The following is a 24,125-nucleotide window of genomic DNA, read 5'->3' as shown; positions in this document are numbered from 1 at the left end:
AGCGCTGAGGGGCCGCCGAGCGTCGACCGAGCACGCTTCAGCCGTTGAGATGGCGGCAGATGTGCTCGACGACGCAGGCCTCGACAGCGCCTTCGCTGGTGTCCTGGGCGAACGCTGCATAACTGGCGCAGACGTCACCCAGGCAGCCTCGGTACACCGCGACGACGCTGCCGGGCCCGGACCCGGTATGCCCTGCCAACACCACACCGCCGTCCACCGGACTGCGCATCAGCCCCAATGCATAGCCCGGTGCCCGCCAGGGTCTGCCGGCAATCGGGCCGCCCAAGGTGTGCGTTTCCTGCATCGCCTGCAGCAAGTCGCCAGGCAGCAGGTGTTCGCTGAACAGACGGTCAAGCAGCAGCACGGCCTGTGACAGCGGGCCGATCAGCAAGCCGTGATACACCCAACCTGGGTCGTACGTGGCGAGGCCGGTGCAGGCTTGCTGCAGATCGGCGCGATCGATGGCGAAACGCACGTTGGCGATGCCCAATGGCAACAGCACGCGCGTGTGCACTGCTTCGGCCAGCGGCAGGTCGGTGGTGCGTTCGATCAGCCTGGCCACCAGCAGGTAGCCGACGTTGGAATAATGCCAGCCTGCGCCAGGGCTGTAGCGAAGCCGATCGGCCTGCAAGCGCTGCAGCATCTCTTGCGCCGACCAGGCCGGCTCATGGTTGGCGACGGCGGTATGGTATTCGGCCAGCTCGGCATAGTCCGCCAATCCCGCCTCATGGCGCAGCAACTGGCGCAACGTGTAGTCGTGGCCCGTCAACGGCTCGTCCAGGTCCAGCCTCCCGTCACGGACCAGGGTCAGCGCGGTGGCGGCAAGCACCGTTTTGGTGAAGCTCCACCACGGCAGCATCGGCTCGGGGTGCTCTGCCAGCAGCAAGGGCTGGCCGTTGAGGACTGCGGAAATCAGCATGCTGGGCTCTTGGGCGAATGAGTGGGCGGATGCAGGCTTCGCGACTGGCGCATTGTGTTCGCCCGTCCCATGGTAGACCAGACCCGAGCGCACTGTGCCTGAACTGTCTGGTCATCTGCGAGCATGTCGTGGAAATCGTGTGGAGTTTTCGAGCGACTTAGCTTTGCGGCGGCAGCTTCGCTATCACCTTGATCTCGAAATCGAACCCATACAACCAGGTAACGCCCACGCAGGTGATGTTGGGGAAGGGGGCTTGTCCCCAGTATTCGGGCACCACTTCCCAGATGGTCTCGAATCGGGACTGCGGATCGACGATGAACACCGTGACGTCCACCACGTCATCGAATGTGCAGTCGGCTGCCAGCAGCACGGCGTTGAGATTTTTGAATGCCAGGCGCACCTGGTCGCGCAGGTCGGGCTCGGGCGAGCCGTCCTCGCGGCTGCCGACCTGGCCAGACACGAACAGCAGGCCATTGCTGCGAACGGCGGGGGAGTAGCGGTTGCGCTCATAAAGCGCCTGGCGGCCGGCTGGAAAAACGACGTCACGCTGGGTCATGGGATTGCCTCCTGGGGCGGGCCGGGTGACCCGTCATCTATCGTGCAGCCACAGTAGAGGCTTGCCAGGGCTGCATAAACGGGCAAGTCTGACCAGGACTGTTTGGGTTTTCCAAACAATGGCCAGTCAAGACGAGGTGACGATGGACCGTTTCGATGCCATGCAGGCCTTCGCGCGAGTGGTGGAGACGGGTAGCTTCACCCGCGCGGCGCAGACCTTGCACATGAGCAAGACCACCGTGACCCAGTTGGTGCAGCACCTCGAAGCGCGCCTGAGGGTGAAGCTGCTGAACCGCACCACGCGCAGGGTCAACGTCACCGCCGACGGTGCCGTCTACTACGAGCGAGCGATACGCCTGCTGGCCGATCTGGACGATGCCGAAACCGGCCTTTCCAGCGCCGCGATCGCGCCGCGCGGCAGGCTGCGGGTAGACGTACCGAGCCCGTTCGCCAGCCATGTGCTGATGCCGGCCATGCCCGACTTTCATCGGCGCTATCCGGATATCCAGATCGACATGGGCGTCAGCGACCGCATGGTCGATATCATCGGCGAGAATGTCGACTGCGTTGTGCGTGGCGGTGAACTGACCGATCAATCGCTGATGGCGCGTCGCTTGGGCGACCTGCAGTTGGGGGTCTATGCCTCACCCGGCTACCTGCAGCGACTCGGCACGCCGCAACATCCCAGCGAGCTCGACGCCACGCAGCACCGCGTGATCGGCTTCCTCTGGGCGCGCACGGGCCGGGCGTTGGCCTACACGCTGCGCCGCGACAATCAAAGCGTCACTGTACGTGGCCAGCCGGTGCTTTCGGTCGACGACGGCAACGCCTACCTGGCAGCCGGTCTGGCTGGCATGGGTGTGCTGTGGCTACCGGAATACATGGCCAGGGCGCCGCTGGCCCGCGGCGAGCTCGTGCCTCTGTTTCAGGAGTGGCAGCTGGACACCATGCCGATGTACATCGCCTATCCACCCAACCGGCACATCAGTTTAAAGTTGCGGGTATTCATCGATTGGGTGGTGGAGTTGTTGCCGTTCGAGGGGCCTGCGCCCGTGCCCCAGGCGAGCGCGCTCAGCCGATGATCACCGTACCCACCGCGATCACCGTACAGGCCAGCACCTTGCGCACGGTAAGGCTTTCACCGAGGAAAAAATAACCGATCAAGGCTGCAAACAGCACGCTGGTTTCACGCAGCGCCGAGACCATGCCCATCGGAGCGTCGGTCATGGCATAAATCACGATACCGTAGGCCAGCAGCGAGACCAGCCCACCGGCGGCTGCAGTTGCCATTCCAGAGCGCCAGGCGAAAAGGCTGCGCGCGCCACGACGTGCGATGTACACCGCTGGCATCAGCACACCCCACAGCGCGCACATCCAGACGGTATAGGCCATGGGCGCGCCGGACAGGCGCGCGCCGATGCCATCGGTGACGCTGTAGGCCGCGATGAAGGCGCCTGTGCCCAAGGCGTAGGGCAGGCTAGGCACAGCGAGTTTGCCCTTGCTGAACGCCAGTAGGATGATCCCGCCCGAGACCAGAAAAATGCCCAACAGGGCACTGGCCTGGATCTGTTCCCCGGCGAACAGGGCTGCGCCAAGGGTGATCAGAATCGGCGACGAGCCGCGTGCTACCGGATAGGTCTGGCCAAGATCGCCCGCCCGGTAGCTGCGCACCAGGAACAGGTTGTAGCCAACGTGCAGCACACCCGACAGCACCGCATACGGCCAACTCGCCTGGGCTGGCGCGACCATGAACAAAGCCAGGGTGATGCAGGTGACCGCCACGGCCAGGCACATGACGGTCATGGACCACAGGCGGTCTTGGCCGCCGCGCAACAGCGCGTTCCAGCCGGCATGCAGCAGGGCGGCAAACAATACGAGGGAGATGATGGAGATAGGCATGCGCCATGTTAGGCCGCCCATCAGTGGATGTAACAGAGAAGTCTGCTCATTGCGTCATGAGCAAAACCTCATGGGACATCACGATCGTAGGCCAGTTGTGCTTGCGTTGACTGTTCGCTCAACCACTTCCGGAATGAAACTACGTGGGGTTGGGTTTCGATACCTTTCGGGCAGACGAAGTAGTACGCCACTGGCGAGGGGAATGGCACCTCGAAGAGCCTGACGAGGCTGCCATCGGCGATTTGTGACTCGACGTGGCCGCTGCGAACCAGAGCAATGCCTTGTCCCAGCAGGGCAGCGTCAACGGTCATGTTGGTGTCTGCGAACCGGACATTTTCCTTGAGCGTGGAAATGCTCAGGCCGACGTGCTGGAACCACACTTCCCACCGTGGTACCAGATCGTTTCCGTCACGGGTCAGCAGCGGGTAGCGCAGCAGCTCGCCAGGGTGCTGCGGCAGCCCGAAGCGCGCGAGCAAGGCAGGGCTGGCGACGGGGAAGATATGTTCACGGAACAGAAACTCGGAATAAAGGCCGGGGTAGTTACCGGTGCCCAGGCGGATCGCAACGTCAGGGTCGGTGCCGGAGAACTTGATTGCCGTATCGGTGGTGTCCAGCGTCACCAATATGTCCGGGTGCTGCTGGGCCAGACTCGGCAATCGCGGCAGCAGCCACTTCAGTGCGTAAGAGTAGGTGGTACTGACCTTGAGCCGAACTCTTCCCTTATGCTCCCTCAGTTCGGCGAGCATCGCCTCCAGGTCCGCGAAAAAACCACGGACGATGGGAGCCAGAGCCGCTCCGGCGGGTGTCAGGGTGAGCGACTTGCCCCGTTCGAACAGCTTCAACCCCCACAGATCCTCCAAGTGCCTGAGCTGATGGCTGACGGCGCTTTGGGTTACATGCAGTTCTTCGGAGGCCGAGGTGAAGGTGGCATGCCGCGTTGCCACTTCGAAGGCGCGCAGGCTGGCGGTTGGTGGCAGGTCTTTCATGGCGGGCTCATGGCTGATGAACAAGCGGGCAATATGAGTGAATACTCATGATAGGTGTCTGGCGGAAACGCATCAATACGCGGGCTGGGACTGTTGGGCAGGGATACCGCGCACGTTGGTAAAACACAGTACGACGGGCCGTCTCTAAGCGGTTTCCAAGAAGATGGACCTGCAGTTGGACAAAGAGCGTAACCTGCCTCAGATCCCCGTCTCGTTGCCCACGAGGTGGGCCGAGATACAGAGCGTGAAACCTGACCCGAGAACGTTTCCATGCCGCCAAGACGCTTCGCCGCTCACGACATGGACTTCGATCTTGGCCCCGATGCCGCAGCCAATTGGTCTGACGTCATGCTCGAGCACCACGGCCTGTACTGCCGGTTCGACGACTCACGCGTGCAGGCTTCCACATCGAAAAGTTGGACATTGGGTCACATAGGCCTGACCCAGGCCGACCTGGCGTGCGTCGTGCTGGCGCCGGTGGGCGAGGAGCGATCCTCGTGGCAGGGCGATTGGCTGTACTTGAAGCTGATGACGCAAGGGCATGTCGACATCGAGGAAGCCGGGCAGCAGCACCGATTCGATGCCGGGAGCATGTTTTTCATCGACCCCGAACGGTCTTTTCAAGAGTCTTTCACTGAACGCGCCCAGATGACGGTGCTGCGTATTCCCAAGAGCAATCTGCGCGAACGCGGGCTCAGGCATTCCCTGCCCAGGCCGGTGATTACCGATTCGAGCTCGGCCGACACGCGCGCCGCCCGCGCCCTCATTCACTGCATCGCACAGCAACAAGTAGCGCCCAGCCCCATGATTCGCGATCTGATGGGTCGACAACTGCTGGAGTTGATCGACGCGTTATTGGGTGCGCCGGGGGACAAGGCCACTTCGCGCAGTGCGGAAGTCGTACTGCTGCGGGCCCGCCGCTACATCCACGCAAGCCTGGCGCACACCGGGCTGGACACTTCGGCGATCGCCGCCGCCGCGCACGTATCGGTCAAGCACCTGCAACACGTGTTCAGAAGCCAGGGCACTACCGTCATGGGTCATGTCTGGCACGTTCGCCTGCAGCACGCGCAGCGCTTGCTGAGCGCCAGACAGACGCTCACCCCCAGCGCTCAGGAAGTCGCCTGGCAATGCGGATTCGCGACCGCCGCCCACTTCAGCCGCGCCTACCGCGCCGAGTTCGGCATTTGCCCCTCGCAGGTCCGAGCCAGTACTCGCTGAACGCCTTTACCTTCGGCCTGCATTCTTCAAACGCATTGAAAAGCGCCTCACGGACAAGCAGCAAGCGCCTCTTGGGTAACGGGTCGGGGTTCTTCACGCCCTAGAATCGGTCGTGTCTTCGCAGACAGATTGTTTCCCCGGCGGCTGTGTCAGCGCCCTTGGTCGTACACCTGCACCTCCTTGCAATGGCTGGCAATGTCGTTCGTTGTCACCCGCTTGAGGGGTGTTCAAAGGCATCCACATGAACAGCTATACAAGCGCTATGCACACCGCAGACTTCTCGCGTCGTGTCGAACACAATCAACGTCAGTTGAAGGCCAGGCTGGCTGAGACCTATGACTACATCGTCTGTGGCTCGGGTACGTCCGGATCGGTGGTTGCCCGCCGCCTGGCGGAGAACCTCGACGTCAGAGTATTGCTGATCAAGGCCGGTGGCACGGACGAGGTGCCCAGTGTCACCGATGCCAGCCAGTGGTTCGTCAACCTGGGCGGCGAACGCGATTGGCAGTTTCAGGCACAACCCAACCCCCATCTCCATGATCGAGCCATTCCTCTGTCCATGGGCAAGGTGCTCGGCGGTGGTGCATCGATCAACGTCATGGTCTGGTCGCGCGGTCACAGCAGCGACTGGGACTATTTTGCCAGGGAGGCTGACGATCCAGCCTGGAACTACGCTTCGGCTCTGGCAACCTTTCGACGTATCGAAGACTGGCAAGGCGCACCGGATCCGCTGCGGCGCGGCACGGGAGGGCCGGTTTTCGTCCAGCCTGCGCCAGACCCCAATCCGGTTGCACCGGCCATGCTGCGCGCCGCCGCATCGCTTGGCCTGCCGGTCTACGACGATCAGAACGGCGCCATAATGGAGGGGCCCGGAGGCGCCGCGTTGGCCAATCTGTGCCTGGACGACGGCCGTCGCCGTTCGATCTTTCGCAGCTATGTGTACCCCTTGATGGCTCAGCCCAACCTGACCGTGCTGACGCATACTCATGTGCTGCGGGTGTTGCTGGACGGTAAGCGGGCGGTGGGGGTGGAGGTGCTTCACGAGGGCAAAGTCATCAGGTTGGGGGCTCGACATGAGGTCGTGCTGTCTCTGGGCGCCATCAATACGCCCAAGGTCCTGATGCTCTCCGGAATCGGCGACACGCGGCAGTTGAACGCGCAAGGTATCGATGTAGTTCAGGACCTTCCGGGTGTCGGTCAGAACTATCAGGACCACATCATGGTTTCCGGATGCATCTGGGAATATCAGCACCCCCAGCCACCGCGTAACAATGCCGGCGAGTCGACGTTCTTCTGGAAAAGCAATCCATCCCTGGATGTCCCGGACATCCAGACCTTTCTCGCGCAAATCCCCATAGCCACGCCCGAGGCCCAGGCCATTTTCCAGCCACCTGCGGCTGCGTGGTCGCTGCTACCTGGGCTGGTGCGGCCCAAAAGCCGGGGCGCGATCACCCTGGCGAGTGCCAATCCCATGGATGCGCCACTCATCGACAGTGCCGCGCTGTCGGATCCCGAAGACCTGCAGGCCCTGGTACGGGCGGTCGAGTTTTGTCGCGAGCTCGGCAACAGTTCGGCAATGGCACCGTTTGTACGGCGCGAAGTCATGCCGGGGGCCATGAGCCGCAAGGCGCTGGAGTCATTCGTGCGCAATACGGCCTCAACCGTGTGGCACCAGTCGTGTACGGCCAAGATGGGCAGGGATGCCATGTCCGTAGTGGATTCACAGTTGCGGGTCTACGGCATCAGCGGCCTGAGGGTGGCAGATGCCTCGATCATGCCGCGGGTGACCACGGGAAACACCATGGCGCCTTGCGTGATCATCGGAGAACGCTTGGGCAGTTTGCTGACCCAGACCGTGGAAGCCGAGCGCGAGACGGCAAGCGCCCGACCCATGGGTCGGGCGTTTGCCGTTCAGAGGGAGAGAGCCGTCGATTGACGGCCCGTGCGGCCTAGCCGAGGCAGCACTTCAGTCAGGCGAGTGATTCAAACGGTAACGTGCAGGCGAACCTCGATATTGCCGCGCGTGGCATTGGAGTACGGGCACACCTGGTGGGCAGCTTCGACCAACGCCTGGGCATCGGCCTGCTCCAGACCTGGCAGGTTGATGTTCAGGTCGATGTCCAGGCCGAACCCGCCCGGAATCTGGCCGATGCCCACCTGGGCAGTGATCGACGTGTCGGCCGGGATGCTGCGTTTGTTCTGGCCGGCGACGAATTTCAGTGCACCGATGAAGCAGGCTGAGTAGCCGGCAGCGAACAGTTGCTCGGGGTTGGTGGCTTCACCACCGGCGCCGCCCAGTTCTTTCGGCGTGGCCAGCGCCACGTCGAGAATCTTGTCGCTGGAAACGGCACGGCCATCACGGCCGCCGGTGGCAGTTGCAGTAGCGGTGTAGAGAACGTTCATGGCTTTTTTCCGTTGATGGCTGGAGGAGGTGCCGTCAGCCATGTATTCGCACGCTGACTGGCTGGGTTTAATCTATCGCGCTAATATCTAGTGCGCAAGATATATTTCGTGATGATGTAGTTTGCGTTGTGACGCTGGTTGCCAGGTGCCATGCCCGAAACTTGGCATGTCGCCGTTCAGTCGGATTTCCGTTCGCCAGGCTCGTCAGCGATAACGCCGCACTCACGGCCAATGCTCGCATTCAGGCTATCCCACAGCGCCATTATCTGATCGACCGCGGTGTCCAGCCTGGCAGCCGGCACACCGTCGCGCGCCAGGGTCGACAAGCCAAGCATGAAACTGTCGAACGTGGTGGCGAGCACCTCGGGGATCACCGTCTTCGTTAGTTCGCCAGTGCTGACGGCTCGCTCGACACACGCCACCAGACCGGCCCGGTTTACGTTTCTCGTACGCGCCAATGGCTCGGATATCGCCTTGCTTTCCTCGGAACATGCGCTCATGAGGCCCAGCGCGACCAGGCACCCTCTGGGGTGACCGGGCTCGCATTGCATTTTCGCCGAGCGGCGCAGAGTGAGCTCGATCGCCTTGCGCGGCGGGAGGGTCGTATCGAACAGGCTTTCGGTGACTCGACCATGGGTGTCGAGATAACGCTCGATCACCTCATGGAACAGCGCCTGCTTGGAGCCAAAAGCGGCGTAGAAACTGGGCGCACTGATGCCGCCCCCGATTCTGGCCTTGAGCTGGCTCAGCGAGGTGGCGTCGTAGCCATGCTCCCAGAACAGATGCATCGCTTGGGTGATTGCGGCATCACGGTCGAACGTACGCGGACGTCCCATCTGTGCCATGTCGAGTCTCCTTCTGCAAGACTTAGATACTAACCGATACATAAGTCGTTGACCACTGCACGCTATCGCCTTACATTTATACCGACCAGTATATAAATCGAAAGGGACAGGCATGACCACACATGAGCGACACAGCGAAAAGCTTCCGCTTGGCGCATTGCTGGCTTTGGCGATGACCGGTTTCATCTGCATCGTCACCGAGACATTGCCGGCCGGATTGCTGCCGCAGATCAGCAGCGGCCTGGACGTCTCGCCATCACTGGCAGGGCAGATGGTCACCGTCTATGCATTGGGTTCGCTGCTGGCGGCCATTCCGCTGACCATCGCCACCCAAAGCTGGCGACGCAGAACGGTGCTGTTGATGACGATCGTAGGGTTTCTGTTGTTCAACTCCATCACTGCATGGTCTTCCAACTATGAGCTGACCCTGGTGGCCAGATTTTTCGCGGGCGTCTCCGCGGGGCTGGCCTGGAGTTTGATCGCTGGCTACGCTCGACGCATGGTGGTACCGCGACTGCAGGGCCGTGCGCTGGCGGTGGCGATGATCGGAACGCCGATTGCCTTGTCGCTGGGCGTGCCACTGGGGACCTGGCTGGGCGGTTTCATGGGTTGGCGTATGGCCTTCGGATTGATGTCTGGAATGACCTTGGTATTGATCGTCTGGGTGCTGATTAAAGTGCCCGACTACCCGGGGCATTCGTCCTCGCAGCGGATGGCGTTGCGCGAGGTCTTTTCCACACCGGGCGTGCGCCCGGTGCTGGGGGTGGTGTTCACCTGGATGCTGGCGCACAACATCCTCTATACCTATGTCGCACCTTTCGTTTCCAAGGCCGGGCTGGCGAATGACGTGGATCTGGTCTTGCTGTCCTTTGGTGTGGCAGCGCTGGTGGGCATCTGGGCCACGGGACGGCTGGTCGAAGATCATCTACGAAGAACAGTCCTGGTCAGTTTGGCCACCTTTGCGGCGGTCGCGGTCTTTCTCGGCGTGTTCTCGGCGTCGGCATTGGCCATCTATGTCGGCGTTGCGATCTGGGGGCTGACGTTCGGTGGTGCCGCGACGCTGTTGCAAACAGCGCTGGCCGACTCGGCAGGCAGAGGCGCTGACGTCGCGCTGTCGATGAATGTCGTGGTGTGGAACAGTGCGATAGCGGGCGGCGGGTTACTGGGTGGCGTGTTGCTGGGCCACTGGGGCGTGAGTTGCTTTCCCTGGGTGTTGCTGGTGCTGGTATTGATCAGTCTGGGCATCGCCGCGCAGGCTCGGGTGCATGGCTTCGTTGGAGGAACCAGGGCGTCTGGCCAGACGGTCAGTGGTCACTGATGCACGGGCTGGGCGAGCAGGGGGCGCCGCGCCTGGAACGCCCCCGTGACTCGGCCCTTCGAGCTCAGGGCTTCAAGGCAGCGCTGACGGACGGTGCAATCGGTGTCGTGGGGCGTCCCAACAGTTGGCTCAACTGCCGGCTGCCGTCGTACAGATCGCCCTTGGCAGCTGCTGCATCCGAGTCAGCCAGCATTGCCGCCAATTCATCGGGTAACCCAATGCTGACGAGGGTCTCTTTGTACTGCGCCTGCGGCAAGTCGTTATAGGCAACCGCCTTACCCGATTGCTGCGCCACTTCTGCGGCCAACTCAGTCAAGGTGTAGCTGTCGTCGCCGGCCAGTTCGTAGATCTTGCCGGCCTGGCCGTCTTGGGTCAGCACACTCGCGGCGGCCTCGGCGTAGTCCGCCCGAGCCGCCGAGGAGATTCGACCTTGCTTTGCGCTGCCCAGGATCGCGCCATGCTCGACAGCCGATGCGACGCTGGCGGTGTAGTTCTCGTTGTACCAGCCATTTCGCAAAAGCACATGGCTCAAACCGGATTCGGCCAGTGCCTGTTCAGTATCGCGATGCTCCGCTGCCAATCCCAATGTCGATGTGTCTGCGTGCAGCAAGCTGGTGTAGGCCAACAATGCCACGCCTTCTGCCTGCGCGGCGGCGATAACGGCGCGGTGTTGTGCACGGCGCTGTCCCACCTCGCTGGAGGAGATCAGCAACAGGCGGTCAACACCTTTCAACGCGCTGGTCAGGGTTTCAGGCTTGTTGTAATCCGCCGCTCGGATCTCGATGCCTTTGGCGCGCAGATCGGCTGCCTTTGCCGGGTCACGCACCAGCGCGATCAGCTCGGCGGGATTGACGGTTTTCAGCAGCGAGTCGAGGACCAGGCGGCCCAGTTGGCCATTTGCACCGGTAATAGCAATCATGGAAGCACCTTCGTTCGGGTTAGAGAGCGACCGATGCTAGAATAGAAGCTTACGAAAAGTAAGTACGTACATAAAGGTAGGTGCAATGGTTGATCTCGAATCCGCTTCTCACCGCTTCTCCGAGAAAGTCCGCCGCGGCGAAGTGCTGCAGGCCGATTGTCCGTCTCGGGAAATCCTCCAGCACATGACCAGTCGATGGGGCGTTCTGGTGATGGTGGTCTTGCTGGAAGGTACGCATCGATTCAGCGAACTGCGGCGCAAGATCGGCGGCGTCAGCGAAAAGATGCTCGCCCATACGCTGCAACGGCTGGAAGGGGATGGACTGGTGCTGCGCGTGGCCCGGCCAGTGGTGCCACCGTATGTCGAGTACAGCCTGACACCACTGGGGGCGGCGGCGGCTGCGAAACTGGAGATCGTCGTTGATTGGATCGAGGACAACCTGTCTGCAATCCTGGCATTCAGAAGGGCGCACGAACCGGGTGATGAAGGCCAGGCATGACTTCGGGCAGGCCCTATGAGCCCTGGGTGTCGACCTCAAGCTCGGTCAGCAAGCCTGACATCGCCTCCCTGAGTCGTTCTTCATTGCGCCGGTAGTAGGTCCACTTGCCAACCTTGCTGGCCTCGACGAACCCTTGGTCGAGCAAGGCCTTGAGGCAGATCGAGGTGGCCGGCTGCGAGAGGCCGGCCTTGTCCTGAATCAGGCTGGCACAGACGCCATGCACACTGAAATCGTACAGCTGGCTGTAGCCTTCGAACGAGCGATGCGGGTCCTTGAGCCAGGTCAGAACGGCCCGTCGCGTAGGGCTGGATAGAACCTTGAGTGCCTCGTTCAATGCCGTCATTTCGCTGCCTGACCCTTTTGACCGGCGGGAGTGATCCCGCCGAGGAGTGGCTATTTTAGGGCGTCGCGAAGGGATAGTCGACGTAACCCGTCTCACCACCGCCGTAAAGCGTGGCGTAGTCGACGGGATTGAGCGGCAGGCCCTGTTCGAATCGCTTCGGCAGATCGGGGTTGGCGATGAACGTGCGACCGAAACCAAACAGGTCGCCATGGCCGTCGGCAAGCACGCGCTCGGCCTTTTCCTGAGTGTAGCAACCCGAGTACATGATCGGCCGGGTGAACGTCTCGCGCAGCGCCTTGCGAAACGACTCGGGCAGTTCCGGGGCGTTGTCCCAGTCGGCCTCGGCAATGGACAGGTAACCGATACCCAGCTCATTCAACATGGCCGCTGCCTGGATGTAGGTAGCCTGCGGGTCGCTTTCTACCAGGCCCAGGTAGACGCGTTCCTCAGCGGTTGTCTCGAACAGCGGCGCAAAACGTACGCCGACACGCTCGCTGCCGAACACCGAGATCACCGCTTCGGTCACCTCGCGCAAGAAGCGCAGGCGATTGTCCAGCGAACCTCCGTATTCGTCGGTGCGAAGGTTGGTGTGTTCCGAGATGAACTGATTGAGCAGATAGCCATTGGCTGAATGCAGTTCGACGCCGTCGAACCCCGCTTCCCTGGCGTTGACTGCCGCGACGCGATACAACTCGACCAGCGCCTGGACCTCCGCAGTTTCCAGGGCCCTGGGCATGCTCGGATCGGCCAGCGCACCGGCGTCAGGACCGGTTTCGATGAAGACCTTCACGGCCGTTGCGCGAATGGCGGAGGGGGCGACGGGGGGCTGGTTGTCAGGTTGCAGGCTGTCATGAGACACGCGCCCGACATGCCAGAGCTGACAGAAAATCACTCCGCCTTGTTCATGGACGGCGCGGGTGACCTGCTGCCAGCCAGCGATCTGTTCCTGGCTGTAGATGCCTGGCGTCCAGGCATAGCCCTGGCCACGCGGCTCTATCTGGGTGCCCTCGGTGATCATGAACCCGGCGCTGGCGCGTTGCCGGTAATAGTCGCTCATCAAGGCATTGGGCACGTCCCCGGGCTGGGTACTTCTGGACCGCGTGAGCGGGGGCAGGGCAATCCGGTTCTTGAGGGTCAGGCCACCGAGTGTGAGGGAGGTGAACAGGCTGGAGTCGATCATTTCAGTTCCGTAGGACAACGAGAGTAACTTCACATTAACACATTCGAATGCGTTTATGTGATGCGTATCGATATCCATGAGAAGCACGCGCTAGCTCGCCTTGGATGCAACCCCAGGCACCTGCGCGCGCGTGACCAGCGCGATACCGACACACACCAGCACCAGGGCTGCCAGGTTCTTCCATTCGAAAATGCTCTCGCCGAGGAACATCGCCGACAGCCCGGCCCCGAACACCGGCACCAGGAACGCGAACACACTGACCCTGCCGACGGGGTTGTATTTGAGGAGCAGGCTCCACAGCGTGAACGCCACCGCTGACAGCAGGGCCAGGTAGATGAGTAGCAGGGTCGACGTGGCTGTCATGTGACCCAGGGTTCCGCCGGTCGCGTACCCGCCCACAAGCAATGCCAGGCCACCAACGGCCAGCTGCCAACCCGTCATCACCATCGCATCCATGCGGTGGGAGACATATTTGCCATAGATGGACGCCGCCGACAGCACGAAAGCGGCGATCACGATGAAGCCCTCGCCGTGCACGGACGGCAAGGCATCGAGCGGACCCGCGCCGGCGTTCACCGTCAATACACCGGCAAATCCGAGCAGGCAGCCCACGCTCTTGCGCATGGACAGTTTGTCGTTGTGGTAGACGAAGTGCGCCAGCAGCACGCTGAAGAAGGTGGTGGTGGCATTCAGAATCGACGCGCGGACGCCCGTGGTGTAGGCCAGGCCAATGTAGAAAAACACGTATTGCAGCCCCGTTTGCACCAGACCCAGCAGGGCCACCTGGCCAAATGTGCGTGGGCTCAGGCGCAGGACAGGTTTGCCCATCATGACCGCCAGCAGCAACAGGCACAGGCCGGCCAGGAGGAAACGATAACCTGCGAAAATCAGCTTGGACGGCACGTCGTTCGGGGCAATCTGCAGCAGCTCGTAGCCGTTCTTGATCGCCGGGTAAGAGCTGCCCCAAAGGGCGCAACACAGGGTAGCCAAAAGCAATACGGTTCTGGGGTCGGAAAGAAACTGCGACACGGGACGCGTGGCGGATGCGTTCATGGGTGGCTCGTCAAAGGGTAGAAAGAAGGGCGTCGCCGCACATGCCTGTCTGTGCGGCTGGTTAGAGTTTGGCTACTGGGGAGCCTGTAGCGAGACCAGCCCGGTTGCTACGAGGTGAAAGTCGTTCCACGCGTGTTCACGAACAGCGAGTAGATCGAATGACTGCTGGCCATGAACAGTCGGTTGCCTTCCCGTCCGCCAAAGCACAGGTTTGCGCAGCGTTCTGGCAGCGAAATGTGTCCGATCGCCTTGCCTTGGGGGTTGAACACGCGCACGCCGTCCAGTTTTTCCAGGTCGGCCTTGGGATCGCCATTGCCGCCCCAGCCGCACCACAGGTTGCCTTCTTCATCACATTCGATTCCGTCGATGGCGGCGTAGTCGAGCCCCTCGATATGCTTGCGGCGCTCGCCAAGGGTGCCGTCGTCCTTGACCGCAATGGCCCAGACCAGGCGGTTGGGTTTGGCCCGGCCTTCGACGACGTACAGGGTTTTTTCATCGGGGGAGAAGCACAGGCCGTTGGGGCCATCGAGGTTGTCGATGACCCGAGTGACCTTGCCACTGTCGCCGTCGATGCGGTAAACGCCATGGGGTTGAACCGGCGTGACCTTGTGGCCTTCGTAGTTGTTGTGGGTCTGAAAAGGCGGGTCGGTGAACCAGATCGAGCCGTCGCTTCTACAGACGATATCGTTGGGCGAGTTGAAGGGCTTGCCATCGTAGCTGTCGGCCAGCACGGTGAGCGTTCCGTTGTATTCGGTGCGCGTGACCCGGCGACCCTCGGCAGTGGTGGTCGACCCTTCGCAGACCAGCAAACGCCCTTGGCGATCGCGGCACATGCCATTGGAAAAGTTGGCGTGCTCGCGGTACACGGAGAAGCCCTCGGTGACTTCGTCCCAGCGCATGATGCGATTATTGGGAATGTCACTGACCAGCAAGTAGCGGCCATCGCCCACCCAGACCGGGCCTTCTGCCCACCGCATGCCGGTGGCGAGCTTTTCCACGCTGGCGTTGAACACATGCAACGCCATGAAGCTATCGTCGAGGGCGTGAACCAACGGGTCGGGGTAGCGCGAGCTCAGTGGTTCGGCGGCATCCGACAGTTGGGGCAGGGCGGCGGCGCCCATTGTCGCCAGCGAGGCAGAGACGGCGAGGGACTTATGCAGGAAGCTGCGGCGGGTGTTGCCTTGAGCAGTGCGTTCAGGCAAGGCGGACAAGGTCGAGTCCATGTAGCGATCTCCGTGATCTTGTTTTTTTTTGGAGATGCAGTAATACCGCGTGATAAGACATCGTACAAGTACGGATGGACTATGCCGGTAGTGCGCCGGTGCAGCCTCGCCTCATATCCGATGTTGAGCGAGCGAGAAATCCACGAATACCCGCACCCTGCAGCATCAATCCACCCGATACCGCAACGCCTCGACCAGCAACGCAAACGCCGGCGACGCTTGCCTGCGGCTTGGGTAATACAAGTGGTACCCCGGGTGCCAGGGGCACCAGTCTTCGAGTACGACCTGCAGTTGCCCGCTGGCAATGTAGGGCGCAGCCATGTCGTCTGGAATGAAGCTCAAGCCGAACCCGTCCAGGGCGGCGTCGAGCAGTTGGTACGCGCCGTTGTAGATGACCTGTCCAGACACCCGCACGTTGAGGGTTTCATCGTCCTTTTCGAACTCCCACGCATACAGTCCGCCGTGAGTGGGCAGGCGCAGGTTGTTGCACAGATGGTTGGGCAGGCAGCGCGGTGTGACCGGGCGCTCGCGTCCGGCGAAGTAGGCCGGTGAACCCACCACGAGCATGCGCATGTCGGGACCGATGCGCGTGGCGATCATGCCATCGGCGACGGCCTCGCCCAGTCTCACGCCGGCGTCGAAGCCCTGGGCCGCGATGTCGACGAAGGTGTAGTCGCAACACACTTCTATCGAAATGTCGGGGTACTTGGGCAGGAAGGTTTTCAGCACCGGGCGCAAAACCAGTTCCAGAGCATGGTCCACGGCGTTGATGCGGATGTTACCGGCGGGACGGTCGCGCAGTTCGCTGAGTGCCGCCAGCGCAACTTCGATATCGGCGAAACTGGGGCCAACCGTGCTGATCAATCGCTGGCCAGCCTCGGTGGGGGATACGCTGCGGGTCGTGCGCGTCAGCAGTCGCAAGCCCAGGCGCGCTTCCAGGGCTCGCATCGTGTGGCTGAGCGCAGACTGCGAAACGCCAAGCTTGCCGGCGGCCTTGGTAAAGCTGCGCTCCTTGGCAACCGCGAGGAAGGCAAGAAGATCGTTGGCATTGTCGCGAAGCATTCATGAGTCCAGTTCATTTATCCATGCTGATTATAGTGGCTAATCAGACGGACATCTAACGGGTAGATTGGAGTTCTTCGGCAAAGCACAGGAAGATTCTTGGTGAAATCACTCGCAGCCGCCGCGCTCTCATTGTCCTTGTTAACGTTTGAAAGCAAAGGAGCCCAGCCCATGAATGGCACTCACTCCCTCAATGTCACCGTAACGCCCGCAGGCTCGCAGCCGTCCGCGGTCGGGCCCGCCGAGTACTTTACCGGCAAGGTTCGGGTCGATGCCCCATTCAAAGGCACCGACGGCGCTCGCATCGGCGGCGCCACGGTCACTTTCGAGCCCGGCGCGCGTACCGCCTGGCACACCCACCCGCTGGGCCAGACGCTGATCGTGACCGCAGGTGCCGGCTACGTGCAGCAGGAGGGCCAGGGCCGCCAGCTGATTCGCCCCGGTGATACCGTGTGGATTCCTCCCCAGGTGAAACACTGGCACGGCGCACGGCCCGATACTGGCATGAGCCATATCGCCATTGCCGAGGCACTGGACGGCAAGGTGGTGGATTGGCTGGAGCAGGTCAGCGATGCGGAGTACGGCCAGGCCCAGTGAGGCCAATGTCCAGCGTGCATTGGCAACAATCGCCCGTGCACCGAACGGCTGCTGACTGCAAACCCGACTTGCTATAAAATCGATGCCAAAGTGCCATGCCGTTCGACGCTCAGTCGACCACCGGACAGCGGCACGTCTTTGCTCTGACAGGGCACATCGATAGCAAAGGCGGGGAGCCTTGGTATGCCGCTCAGTCGCCAGGAGTTGGGGAGAAGTTTCGCGCGCCGTATCTACGGGCCGCGCTCGATAGGGTGCCTGCTCAGTGCGCTCTTCATCGGTGCAGTGTTGCTGGATCAGCCCGGCACGCCCACGTGGGTATGGGCAGCGATGTTGGCCAACCTCGTGGCCTGGCCAACCGGTGCGTACCTGCTCGCACGCAATGCCTCGGATCCCTTCGCTGCCGAACAGCGCAACCTCATGCTGGACGCCCTGTTCGCCGGCGGCTGGGCAGGGCTGATGGCGTTCAACCTGCTGCCGTCGGTGCTGCTGCTTGCCATGGTCGCCATGAACGCGATGGCCGCAGGCGGTTGGCGCCTGTTACGGGCCAGCGTTGCGCTGCAGGTTGTGGGTGTGCTTACGGCGCTGAGCCTGAATAGGTTCGAGTTGTCGATGGCGACCACGGCGCTGCAGCAACTGGCCTGTCTGCCGATGCTGATCATCTACCCGCTGATCGTGGCCCGCGCCAGCTACGGCGTTTCGGTGCAACTGGCAGTGCACAAGAAGGCCTTCAAACTCATCAGTAAACTGGACGGCATGACCCGCCTGCTCCATCACGCTTCGTGGAGGGAAAAGCTGGACGAAATCTTTCCTCGCTGCAGGAGGGGTGAGGTGACGGCGATGCTGGCCTTGATAGACATCGACAACTTCAAGCGCATCAACGATGAGCACGGTCATCTGGTGGGCGATGCCATCATCGGCCGCCTGGCCAACCTGCTGCGTTCAGGGCTGGGGACGTCTGCCGTGCCGGGACGCTACGGCGGCGACGAGTTCTGTTTGCTGCTGTTCGATGTCAGCGTCGCGGAAGCGACCCGGCAGTTGGACGACATTCGCCAACGATTCGCCTACTGGGCTGACCTGACCGTGCCCGTAGAAGTGACCCTGAGCATTGGCCTGGTGCCTTACTCCCATGAATATGCCAGCGAACGTGATTGGATAAAGGCCACGGACGAAGCACTGTACCGGGCCAAGCGCAGTGGCAAGAATCGGCTTTGTGTGCAGCCGTGGCCGGCCAGCGTTGAGGGCTGATGGCTGCTCATACTGCAAGCCCGGTTTGCCTATACATCTGCAGTAACCCGGCATAGCCCGATCACAAATGCCTGCGTTGACATTCAATATCGCAACCTTCAACTAAGCGCGAGCTTGGGCAGTGAAACCGTAGGGTCGCCCAGGATTACTAAGGTCTGGCGATCCATAGCCACCAGTTGCCGATACAGCGCCCAGTTGCGCATGCCCGGTACGTTTTTATCGATCTGGTCAATCGCTTCTTGCCAGGCCCCGTAAAAGTGGCCTGCTTCTTTATAGACCCCGCTCAGGGCATAACCTATCGGCGTGCGCGGGGCCTGACGATACAGGGCCGGGTAAAGTGCATCACACACCGCGTAGGCCTGCGATTGGCCTGTCAGAGGGTCCTTGAGGGTCCAATCGAATGTCGGCTCTACATGGCCCACGAATGCGCGTAGCGGCGACGGTGCTCCAAGCAAGGCACGCGGCAGCGGTGCGATGCTCGGCCCGGCGCCCTCTGCGACGGCATTGAGCATTTGGCCGATGCGATTATCCGCATCAAACAGGCCGCGATACCGGGACTTCCCGTCTGCACCGGCGGAGCAACAGGCGTGTGCGTACCAGATCGCGCCATTGGCCTTCCAGGGTAAAAGACCTGCAAGCGCGATGGGGCTGCCTGTTACATCCACGGGCAGCCCAAGCTGCGCGGCCAACGCGGTTTTATCGTCGAGTGGGCCGGTCATACCATGGCTGGTAGTCACCACCAACCCAGGCTGCCGTTCGCTCAGCGCAGCGTACAGCGAGGCGGCAGTGGCCGCGTCTTCCTTGAGCTGATGACGCCTGGGCAAGTCTGGATCGCTGCCGAAGCTTTCCCAGACCTTGTCCGCCACCACTCGGCACATAAGAGCCGTGATATCCCCCGCGCCTTGATTGACCTGCCAGATCAAGGGTGCAGCTGGATCGCAAGGTTGATGTTCCGCCCAATCGCCAATCAGTGCATTGACGTAGTTCGCCAGACCCTCACCGGTCAAATCGAGGCGTCCTACGAACGTCGACAGATTCAAGGCGTACTGTACGGCCCAGGGGATTTGCCGCGGGTTGGCGTAGATCAACAAGTATCGAGGTATGTGACCTTCTTTGATCCCCGGTTTGAGCGAAAGCAACGAAAGATCTTCTGGTGATTTGCCGTTGGCGTAATACCGGCGCAAATAACCTTGCTGCAAGTCCTGCCGCCAGCGCAGGACCGGCGAGCCGGGTCTCGATGCCAGGAGCTGCTGGATAGGGAGTGGCGCATCTTCGGCGCCTGCTCGCTCGTGAGGCGACAGGTCGTCATTTTCGGGTAGCACCAACCCCCAGCCTACTTCTGGATGTCGCCACTCGCGCAGGTCGACCTCGCCAGGCGCCGCCAGCCACTGCGGCGGCTTATCGCCTTGGCGACGCTGGGCGAAAGGCGTGGTGGCACTCAAGTCACCTTCGACAGTGTGCTTGCCGCTCCAAGCGTTCACCTGGAGGGTTGAAGGCCGCTCGATAAGGTTCATCAGAGATTACCATTGAGGTCAGGCCAAAGCCGCGCAGGTATCGATGGTTCGTTGGCAAGCAAACCAAGGACATCGGAACGCAGTTGTGGTGGCGTTTCGGATGAAAAACCTTGCAAGACCTTTGCGATAGCGTCGATGCGTGTCTTGGTCTTCTCGTCTATCTGCGTGATTTTCAATGGGATGTCGCGCAGATAGACTATCGGCAAGCACCACCGGGCGAAGCCGTTGGGCAGGTCACTGTTCGCACGCGCCGTTTCGTACAGCACCCCGCGTGCGGCTTTGACGGCCACGCTCAGGTCGATGATGATCGACTGACCTTGGGTGAGGCTTGCAGTGGCTTGATGAATGGTTTCAAGTGCATGTTTGTAAAAAGATTTGGCAAACAAGGTTGCATCTTGATAGTCGATGGGATCTGCCATGCCAATCGTGATGGGGGATACTGACTTGGCCAGTTTCGCGGCCATGGATGAAAGCTTGGACACCGACGCCGCGCCTGAGCAGCAGTTGAGCAGGGTTAACCAGGTGGTACCGGTCGCCGCCAGGCTTTGTTCAAGACGGTCGAGAGACAGGCGTATCGAGCCTGGATCGATGTCAGGATTATCAGGGTCCGCGTTTCTATCGTGATCGCTGATCGAAGCGAACTCGAGAAAAGCCTCTCCTTCACGGATATCACCGTGGGCCAAGAAGTGCAGGAGCTGGGCACGATCAGCCTTGAGGGACGCTTCAAACGCCAATGCATTGGCAGGGATAGGACGGAGCTCGATAGCCTGCGTGCCGTTCAATAGGTTGGCAGCGGTATCGAGTAGTTGCTGTTCACCTACATAAAGATACGTTCGAATGTTCAGGCCTGACTGGCGGGCGGTTTTCACCGCGTCGATCAGCACCTCGCATTCAGCGAGCGCTTCGATACCGCTGGCGGACAGATACGCACTGAATGTGATGGTGCCGGAATATTCGCGGGATTCGCTCAGAACAGGTGACCTGCCGCTGGCGATACGAAACATGCTGCAGTTGTTCTGGGCTGATAGAAAGCGGTCCGATACCGGATTGTAAAGTGCCTCCCAGCGATAGAGAGCTGCGGTCGAAGTGGTCATGTAAAGAGTCAGCGTCGTCGCAATTTCGTATTGGCTGAACAAGCCCGCCAACTCCAAGGCAATCGGTCCATGGGCGTTCAGCGCATCCAGAAGCGTCCGACCGTGGCCTACTGCATCGCCCAGGGTGCTGAGCGACATGGATAATGGCAACATTTGCGCCGGCATCGGTGCGAATCGAAGCATTTGATCTGGATCATGCAGGCCGTGCCCTGTAAGTAAACGTACGCCCAAGGACGCGCCCGAATCGCAGATTTCCACCGTAACGAGATGGCTCATGGTCAAGACTCCTTGTCGTCGTGTTTGATATAGGACGCCACTACTGAGGAGATTTCGCTCAACGTTCGTTGTAGGGTCGTCGTGTCCACTTCCGCGGCTGAGTGTTTCGCAAGTGCGCTTCTGGACAAGGTGTCGTGACTGGCGAGTACATCGGTCGAAAGTCTACGAAGCTCCTCGAGGGCCGTGGACTCCAGAAACCGTTGGTAGGCGATCGCCCACCCAGGAGCCTGTTCAGGGATCGCGCTGGCTTTCGAAGTATCGAGCGCCAAGCTGGCCCGTGTGGCAAGGCTGGGGAGCGACGCCCGCTCTATCAGGGCTGTGTTCGTCACCAGCGCGTCGAAAGACCAGGCTGCACGCTTTGACTTGTCTCTGTGGGTGAAATCGGGATGGCAATAAACGAACCCATCCTCAAGCTTGGGCACCTCGTAACTCTGCTGGTCGAACAACAGTTTGCAGGCTTGTCGATAGCCATCGCGGTTATTCAGGCGGTGATACATCACAGCCCCTGTCTGGCGCTGTGCGAAAGTGTCGGCAACGTTGGCCATGGACTGTGCATGTTCTGGGGCAGACGGCACGAATACCGTGGCCCAACTTCCGGCGCGGTTGAGCTGCAGATTCAGCTCATCGAGTTCCAGTGTGTGGTTGTACACCTGCATATCGCGTGAAGAGGGAGAACTCGATAACACCAGTTCTGCCGCCGATTCATTCCATCGGCTGCGCCCAACCAGATACACGACATCAAGTGTGCTTCCATTCAGGCCCTGGATAATCCAGTTGACCCAGGCAATCGAAGCCATAGGCATACCTGGAATGCTGAGATCCTGTTTGACCGCCTCATCACGTGTTGGCGCCAAAGAAGGGTCATGCAAGGTGATCTTGGGGTTATTGCCCAGTATGCATAGGCATTCGAAGGCTGGCGCTGCGGCGAACACATGAACATGGGTCACCTCCCTCGAGGATTGCTCGATAATTCCCAGGCAAATGGTTTCGATCATCGATAGCAGGGCCGTAGGATCGATAGGTGCGCAGGCATCCACGATAACTGCGCACTCGAGTACGTAGGGGCGCTGCGTTGGGCTGATCGGAGAGTCGGGCAGACGCAGGAGCGGTCTGCCCAATGCCGTACCGATCTGCTTCTCCCAATCCAGTGCGCCCAATATCCCGTAGGGCCTGCACAGGTCCAGCCAAAGTAGATTAGGTATGCCGTTCTCCAGGCTTTGCAGGCGGTAGCGAAGGTCCTCTTCGAGCGTGGGAGGAAGGCACAGGGTGTAGTTGCGTGCCTGATCGGCATTACGCTCGTGGCCGGCTTTCACAACGTCGGCGAATGGAAACTCCCAGGCAAGTGCTTCGGGCGTGTCATCGGACTCCGGCCTGGTTTGGCCGGGCGCGTACGGGCTGGCGGCCAGCTTGAAATGGAGCATGGCGGGCTGGGTGAGTGCCAGCTTGATTGACAAGACGCTGGAACCGAAGTTTTCCACCGGCTTTGCATCCCTGTAAGCGCTGACGGCATCCAGCATTTTGCGGCGTCTTCTGCTGCTCATGGTTGCACCCTCGCGCGTAGCTGCAGGTACAACAGCCACGCAGTGATTGGGGTTGCGACATCGCCATGACCGTTAATGCGTTTGTCGATGGTGCCATCGAGGGCGAGCGGAGGATCGCCAAGGTGGATGCGCAAGGAGGTATCACCCGCCTCAGGCACGTTAGCGTGCGGAGCATCCGAGCCAGGTGGCCCATATCCGCCCAGCGCAGCGTACTTGTTGGGAGGCTTACCCGCCCGTTCGGACGGAGAGGCGGGGCGAGGCGCGAATTCTCCTACATCCTTGTCTCGCAACAAAGCGAGGTGAAAGAAGTCATGCAGTGGCACATCGTGGCCGCTGTACGTGATCATCAGGGCTTGCCGAACGTTTGTCGCAACGTCACGGAAGGCACCATGTCGGTCGGGTTCGTCGGGTAAGACCCGGGCCATGCACAGATAGGAAATCGCTGGCTGCAACAACAACACGGATTCGATTTTCTCGCCCTGATAGGAGGCCAGCGCCGACATCACGACTTTGGCGCCGAACGAGTGGCCAACCAGATGCAGAGGTACGAGCGGCGCGGCGGCTTTCAACTGGCTGAGCAGGGCACTTACGCCATTGGTCCCTACCGTGCCAGCACGGTCTTTCATCTGATAGAGGGAAGCGATCCGGATCGCGTTGCGTGGATCGAAGATATCCAGGAGCCCGGCCGACTGCGGGTCGCCTAAAGAACCGATCAAGGCATGCGCCTCGTCATTGGTGTCATCGGCGCTAACGCTCGACATTGCCAGGCGCTGGACCGAAATGAGTGCCTTGAACAACTCGCCCGCGTCAGGCGCTGTACTTTCCAAAGCCTCAGGAACATGCCCTCTAATGTTGCTCAATGCCTGGCTAAGCAGATCGGTCAGTTGTTTGGCCTGTGCTTGATCGAGTCGGGCGCTGGCCAGTAGCGATATAAGCCTCTGCCGATCGGGCACGGCTAAGTTGGCTGCCCACTCTTCGGCCAGACGTTGGCTCAGTTGCTGTTGCAGATCGAGCAGCTCTGCAGCCACCGTTGCGCTCGCGATCTGCGGGCCGGTATCGAAGGACATCCATGTACTGGGCCAGATAACGCCGACGAACAACAATGGGATAGTCGGCGGATGATCTGCAAAGTGTCGCTGAAGCTCAAAGAGAAAACGACGGTACAAACCGGTTGCATCGTCGTACTCGTTGTTCCAGCCGTGGGAAAATAAAACAATGGCAGGTGGAGAAGTGTCACGCAGATGTTGTAGAAGTGCCTGTTGCGTCTTTTTCGATTCGCAGTTGCCGTGCTTATCAAACTTTAACAACCACGTTTCGAAATTGACCCCATCAAGTTTGACGGATCCGATGATTGGATCGGACATGGTCCGAACTCCTTCGATCGAAGGCAGCGTCCAGCTGTCGTGGACTGCGCGTATTTCGGGCGTCGCATA

Annotated in this window: 23 protein-coding genes; 7 read left to right on the top strand and 16 right to left on the bottom strand. The window is 60.9% G+C overall.

The annotated features are described in order from the left end of the window. Positions 1 to 37: 37 nt before the first annotated feature. Together IFU31_RS03090 and IFU31_RS03085 are read right to left on the bottom strand one after the other, a co-directional pair. On the bottom strand, positions 38 to 919 hold the full coding sequence (locus IFU31_RS03090; protein ID WP_192102258.1) for a serine hydrolase domain-containing protein: 882 nt from the start codon (positions 917 to 919) through the stop codon (positions 38 to 40). A 157-nt stretch (positions 920 to 1,076) separates the two neighbouring features. Next, positions 1,077 to 1,475, bottom strand: coding sequence for a RidA family protein (locus tag IFU31_RS03085; protein ID WP_192102257.1), 399 nt, complete (start codon positions 1,473 to 1,475; stop codon positions 1,077 to 1,079). 142 nt (positions 1,476 to 1,617) lie between these two features. Between IFU31_RS03085 and IFU31_RS03080 the strand changes: the two genes are divergently transcribed. Further along, positions 1,618 to 2,556: a LysR family transcriptional regulator gene (locus tag IFU31_RS03080; protein WP_192102256.1), complete on the top strand. Its 939-nt coding sequence runs from the start codon at positions 1,618 to 1,620 to the stop codon at positions 2,554 to 2,556. Here the strand turns inward: IFU31_RS03080 and IFU31_RS03075 are convergent. Both IFU31_RS03075 and gcvA read right to left on the bottom strand, forming a co-directional pair. Then, on the bottom strand, positions 2,546 to 3,373 hold the full coding sequence (locus IFU31_RS03075) for an EamA family transporter (protein ID WP_192102255.1): 828 nt from the start codon (positions 3,371 to 3,373) through the stop codon (positions 2,546 to 2,548). The genes IFU31_RS03080 and IFU31_RS03075 overlap by 11 nt on opposite strands. A 68-nt stretch (positions 3,374 to 3,441) precedes the next feature. Then, positions 3,442 to 4,359, bottom strand: a complete 918-nt coding sequence (gene gcvA / locus IFU31_RS03070; protein WP_192054302.1) for a transcriptional regulator GcvA — start codon at positions 4,357 to 4,359, stop codon at positions 3,442 to 3,444. A 270-nt stretch (positions 4,360 to 4,629) separates the two neighbouring features. Here gcvA and IFU31_RS03065 point away from each other — a divergent pair, with 270 nt between their 5' ends. Then, positions 4,630 to 5,580, top strand: a complete 951-nt coding sequence (locus IFU31_RS03065; RefSeq protein WP_192102254.1) for an AraC family transcriptional regulator — start codon at positions 4,630 to 4,632, stop codon at positions 5,578 to 5,580. 241 nt (positions 5,581 to 5,821) lie between these two features. Next, positions 5,822 to 7,516, top strand: a complete 1,695-nt coding sequence (locus IFU31_RS03060) for a GMC family oxidoreductase (protein WP_192102253.1) — start codon at positions 5,822 to 5,824, stop codon at positions 7,514 to 7,516. 47 nt (positions 7,517 to 7,563) lie between these two features. Here the strand turns inward: IFU31_RS03060 and IFU31_RS03055 are convergent, their stop codons facing one another. Together IFU31_RS03055 and IFU31_RS03050 are read right to left on the bottom strand one after the other, a co-directional pair. After that, complete coding sequence (locus IFU31_RS03055) at positions 7,564 to 7,983, bottom strand: organic hydroperoxide resistance protein (RefSeq protein ID WP_192054306.1); 420 nt, start codon at positions 7,981 to 7,983, stop codon at positions 7,564 to 7,566. A 176-nt stretch (positions 7,984 to 8,159) separates the two neighbouring features. After that, positions 8,160 to 8,828 (bottom strand): TetR/AcrR family transcriptional regulator, encoded by a 669-nt coding sequence (locus tag IFU31_RS03050; protein ID WP_192102252.1) that lies wholly within the window; start codon positions 8,826 to 8,828, stop codon positions 8,160 to 8,162. A 112-nt stretch (positions 8,829 to 8,940) separates the two neighbouring features. Here IFU31_RS03050 and IFU31_RS03045 point away from each other — a divergent pair, with 112 nt between their 5' ends. After that, on the top strand, positions 8,941 to 10,146 hold the full coding sequence (locus tag IFU31_RS03045) for an MFS transporter (RefSeq protein WP_192057350.1): 1,206 nt from the start codon (positions 8,941 to 8,943) through the stop codon (positions 10,144 to 10,146). Positions 10,147 to 10,210: 64 nt separating this feature from the next. Here IFU31_RS03045 and IFU31_RS03040 read toward each other — a convergent pair whose 3' ends face one another. Continuing rightward, positions 10,211 to 11,065, bottom strand: coding sequence for an SDR family oxidoreductase (locus IFU31_RS03040; RefSeq protein ID WP_192102251.1), 855 nt, complete (start codon positions 11,063 to 11,065; stop codon positions 10,211 to 10,213). A gap of 85 nt (positions 11,066 to 11,150) precedes the next feature. Between IFU31_RS03040 and IFU31_RS03035 the strand changes: the two genes are divergently transcribed. Next, positions 11,151 to 11,564 (top strand): winged helix-turn-helix transcriptional regulator, encoded by a 414-nt coding sequence (locus tag IFU31_RS03035; RefSeq protein WP_192102250.1) that lies wholly within the window; start codon positions 11,151 to 11,153, stop codon positions 11,562 to 11,564. Positions 11,565 to 11,577: 13 nt separating this feature from the next. On the opposite strand, the gene IFU31_RS03030 is transcribed toward IFU31_RS03035, so the two are convergent. The 5 genes from IFU31_RS03030 to IFU31_RS03010 form a co-directional block, all read right to left on the bottom strand. Next, positions 11,578 to 11,907 carry an ArsR/SmtB family transcription factor gene (locus tag IFU31_RS03030; protein WP_122478642.1) on the bottom strand — a complete coding sequence of 110 codons (330 nt, stop codon included), beginning with the start codon at positions 11,905 to 11,907 and terminating at the stop codon, positions 11,578 to 11,580. Positions 11,908 to 11,962: 55 nt separating this feature from the next. Next, entirely contained in the window at positions 11,963 to 13,087 is a 1,125-nt protein-coding gene (locus IFU31_RS03025; RefSeq protein WP_122478640.1) for an alkene reductase, read from the bottom strand. 90 nt (positions 13,088 to 13,177) lie between these two features. Next, positions 13,178 to 14,140, bottom strand: coding sequence for a DMT family transporter (locus IFU31_RS03020; protein ID WP_192102249.1), 963 nt, complete (start codon positions 14,138 to 14,140; stop codon positions 13,178 to 13,180). A gap of 107 nt (positions 14,141 to 14,247) precedes the next feature. Next, entirely contained in the window at positions 14,248 to 15,363 is a 1,116-nt protein-coding gene (locus tag IFU31_RS03015) for an SMP-30/gluconolactonase/LRE family protein (protein WP_192102248.1), read from the bottom strand. Between the two features lie 165 nt (positions 15,364 to 15,528). After that, complete coding sequence (locus IFU31_RS03010; RefSeq protein WP_192102247.1) at positions 15,529 to 16,425, bottom strand: LysR family transcriptional regulator; 897 nt, start codon at positions 16,423 to 16,425, stop codon at positions 15,529 to 15,531. Positions 16,426 to 16,527: 102 nt separating this feature from the next. On the opposite strand from IFU31_RS03010, the gene IFU31_RS03005 reads away from it, so the two are divergent. Next, positions 16,528 to 17,022: a (R)-mandelonitrile lyase gene (locus IFU31_RS03005; protein ID WP_446730929.1), complete on the top strand. Its 495-nt coding sequence runs from the start codon at positions 16,528 to 16,530 to the stop codon at positions 17,020 to 17,022. 183 nt (positions 17,023 to 17,205) lie between these two features. After that, positions 17,206 to 18,267 carry a diguanylate cyclase gene (locus tag IFU31_RS03000; protein WP_192057342.1) on the top strand — a complete coding sequence of 354 codons (1,062 nt, stop codon included), beginning with the start codon at positions 17,206 to 17,208 and terminating at the stop codon, positions 18,265 to 18,267. Between the two features lie 98 nt (positions 18,268 to 18,365). On the opposite strand, the gene IFU31_RS02995 is transcribed toward IFU31_RS03000, so the two are convergent. Genes IFU31_RS02995 through IFU31_RS02980 form a run of 4 tightly spaced genes read right to left on the bottom strand, consistent with a single transcriptional unit; the run spans position 18,366 to position 24,056 of the window. Further along, the gene (locus tag IFU31_RS02995; RefSeq protein WP_192102245.1) at positions 18,366 to 19,781 is read right to left on the bottom strand and encodes a hypothetical protein; all 1,416 of its coding nucleotides are present in this window, start codon (positions 19,779 to 19,781) and stop codon (positions 18,366 to 18,368) included. Beyond that, positions 19,781 to 21,151, bottom strand: a complete 1,371-nt coding sequence (locus IFU31_RS02990) for a CHAT domain-containing protein (protein WP_192102244.1) — start codon at positions 21,149 to 21,151, stop codon at positions 19,781 to 19,783. Before IFU31_RS02990 ends, IFU31_RS02995 begins: the two co-directional genes overlap by 1 nt. Before the next feature lie 2 nt (positions 21,152 to 21,153). After that, positions 21,154 to 22,692, bottom strand: a complete 1,539-nt coding sequence (locus tag IFU31_RS02985; protein WP_192102243.1) for a hypothetical protein — start codon at positions 22,690 to 22,692, stop codon at positions 21,154 to 21,156. Further along, positions 22,689 to 24,056, bottom strand: coding sequence for an alpha/beta hydrolase (locus tag IFU31_RS02980; protein WP_192102242.1), 1,368 nt, complete (start codon positions 24,054 to 24,056; stop codon positions 22,689 to 22,691). Before IFU31_RS02980 ends, IFU31_RS02985 begins: the two co-directional genes overlap by 4 nt. Positions 24,057 to 24,125 lie beyond the last annotated feature (69 nt).

This window comes from Pseudomonas sp. CFBP 13602 (assembly GCF_014842725.1).
Lineage (GTDB): Bacteria > Pseudomonadota > Gammaproteobacteria > Pseudomonadales > Pseudomonadaceae > Aquipseudomonas > Aquipseudomonas baltica.
The sequence above is the reverse complement of the archived record's forward strand: the minus strand, read 5'-3'. Positions and strand labels throughout refer to the sequence as shown.

Bases quoted from the DNA above. Each gene is read 5' to 3' on its own strand.
- IFU31_RS03015 (WP_192102248.1), bottom strand. From the start codon at position 15,363: ATGGACTCGACCTTGTCCGCCTTGCCTGAACGCACTGCTCAAGGCAAC.
- IFU31_RS03040 (WP_192102251.1), bottom strand. From the start codon at position 11,065: ATGATTGCTATTACCGGTGCAAATGGCCAACTGGGCCGCCTGGTCCTC.
- IFU31_RS03060 (WP_192102253.1), top strand. From the start codon at position 5,822: ATGAACAGCTATACAAGCGCTATGCACACCGCAGACTTCTCGCGTCGT.
- IFU31_RS03045 (WP_192057350.1), top strand. From the start codon at position 8,941: ATGACCACACATGAGCGACACAGCGAAAAGCTTCCGCTTGGCGCATTG.
- IFU31_RS03030 (WP_122478642.1), bottom strand. From the start codon at position 11,907: ATGACGGCATTGAACGAGGCACTCAAGGTTCTATCCAGCCCTACGCGA.
- IFU31_RS03020 (WP_192102249.1), bottom strand. From the start codon at position 14,140: ATGAACGCATCCGCCACGCGTCCCGTGTCGCAGTTTCTTTCCGACCCC.
- IFU31_RS03050 (WP_192102252.1), bottom strand. From the start codon at position 8,828: ATGGCACAGATGGGACGTCCGCGTACGTTCGACCGTGATGCCGCAATC.
- IFU31_RS02985 (WP_192102243.1), bottom strand. From the start codon at position 22,692: ATGAGCAGCAGAAGACGCCGCAAAATGCTGGATGCCGTCAGCGCTTAC.
- IFU31_RS03000 (WP_192057342.1), top strand. From the start codon at position 17,206: ATGCCGCTCAGTCGCCAGGAGTTGGGGAGAAGTTTCGCGCGCCGTATC.
- IFU31_RS03035 (WP_192102250.1), top strand. From the start codon at position 11,151: ATGGTTGATCTCGAATCCGCTTCTCACCGCTTCTCCGAGAAAGTCCGC.
- IFU31_RS02990 (WP_192102244.1), bottom strand. From the start codon at position 21,151: ATGAGCCATCTCGTTACGGTGGAAATCTGCGATTCGGGCGCGTCCTTG.
- IFU31_RS03090 (WP_192102258.1), bottom strand. From the start codon at position 919: ATGCTGATTTCCGCAGTCCTCAACGGCCAGCCCTTGCTGCTGGCAGAG.
- IFU31_RS03025 (WP_122478640.1), bottom strand. From the start codon at position 13,087: ATGATCGACTCCAGCCTGTTCACCTCCCTCACACTCGGTGGCCTGACC.
- IFU31_RS03075 (WP_192102255.1), bottom strand. From the start codon at position 3,373: ATGCCTATCTCCATCATCTCCCTCGTATTGTTTGCCGCCCTGCTGCAT.
- IFU31_RS03080 (WP_192102256.1), top strand. From the start codon at position 1,618: ATGGACCGTTTCGATGCCATGCAGGCCTTCGCGCGAGTGGTGGAGACG.
- IFU31_RS02980 (WP_192102242.1), bottom strand. From the start codon at position 24,056: ATGTCCGATCCAATCATCGGATCCGTCAAACTTGATGGGGTCAATTTC.
- IFU31_RS03065 (WP_192102254.1), top strand. From the start codon at position 4,630: ATGCCGCCAAGACGCTTCGCCGCTCACGACATGGACTTCGATCTTGGC.
- gcvA (WP_192054302.1), bottom strand. From the start codon at position 4,359: ATGAAAGACCTGCCACCAACCGCCAGCCTGCGCGCCTTCGAAGTGGCA.
- IFU31_RS03085 (WP_192102257.1), bottom strand. From the start codon at position 1,475: ATGACCCAGCGTGACGTCGTTTTTCCAGCCGGCCGCCAGGCGCTTTAT.
- IFU31_RS03055 (WP_192054306.1), bottom strand. From the start codon at position 7,983: ATGAACGTTCTCTACACCGCTACTGCAACTGCCACCGGCGGCCGTGAT.
- IFU31_RS02995 (WP_192102245.1), bottom strand. From the start codon at position 19,781: ATGAACCTTATCGAGCGGCCTTCAACCCTCCAGGTGAACGCTTGGAGC.
- IFU31_RS03010 (WP_192102247.1), bottom strand. From the start codon at position 16,425: ATGCTTCGCGACAATGCCAACGATCTTCTTGCCTTCCTCGCGGTTGCC.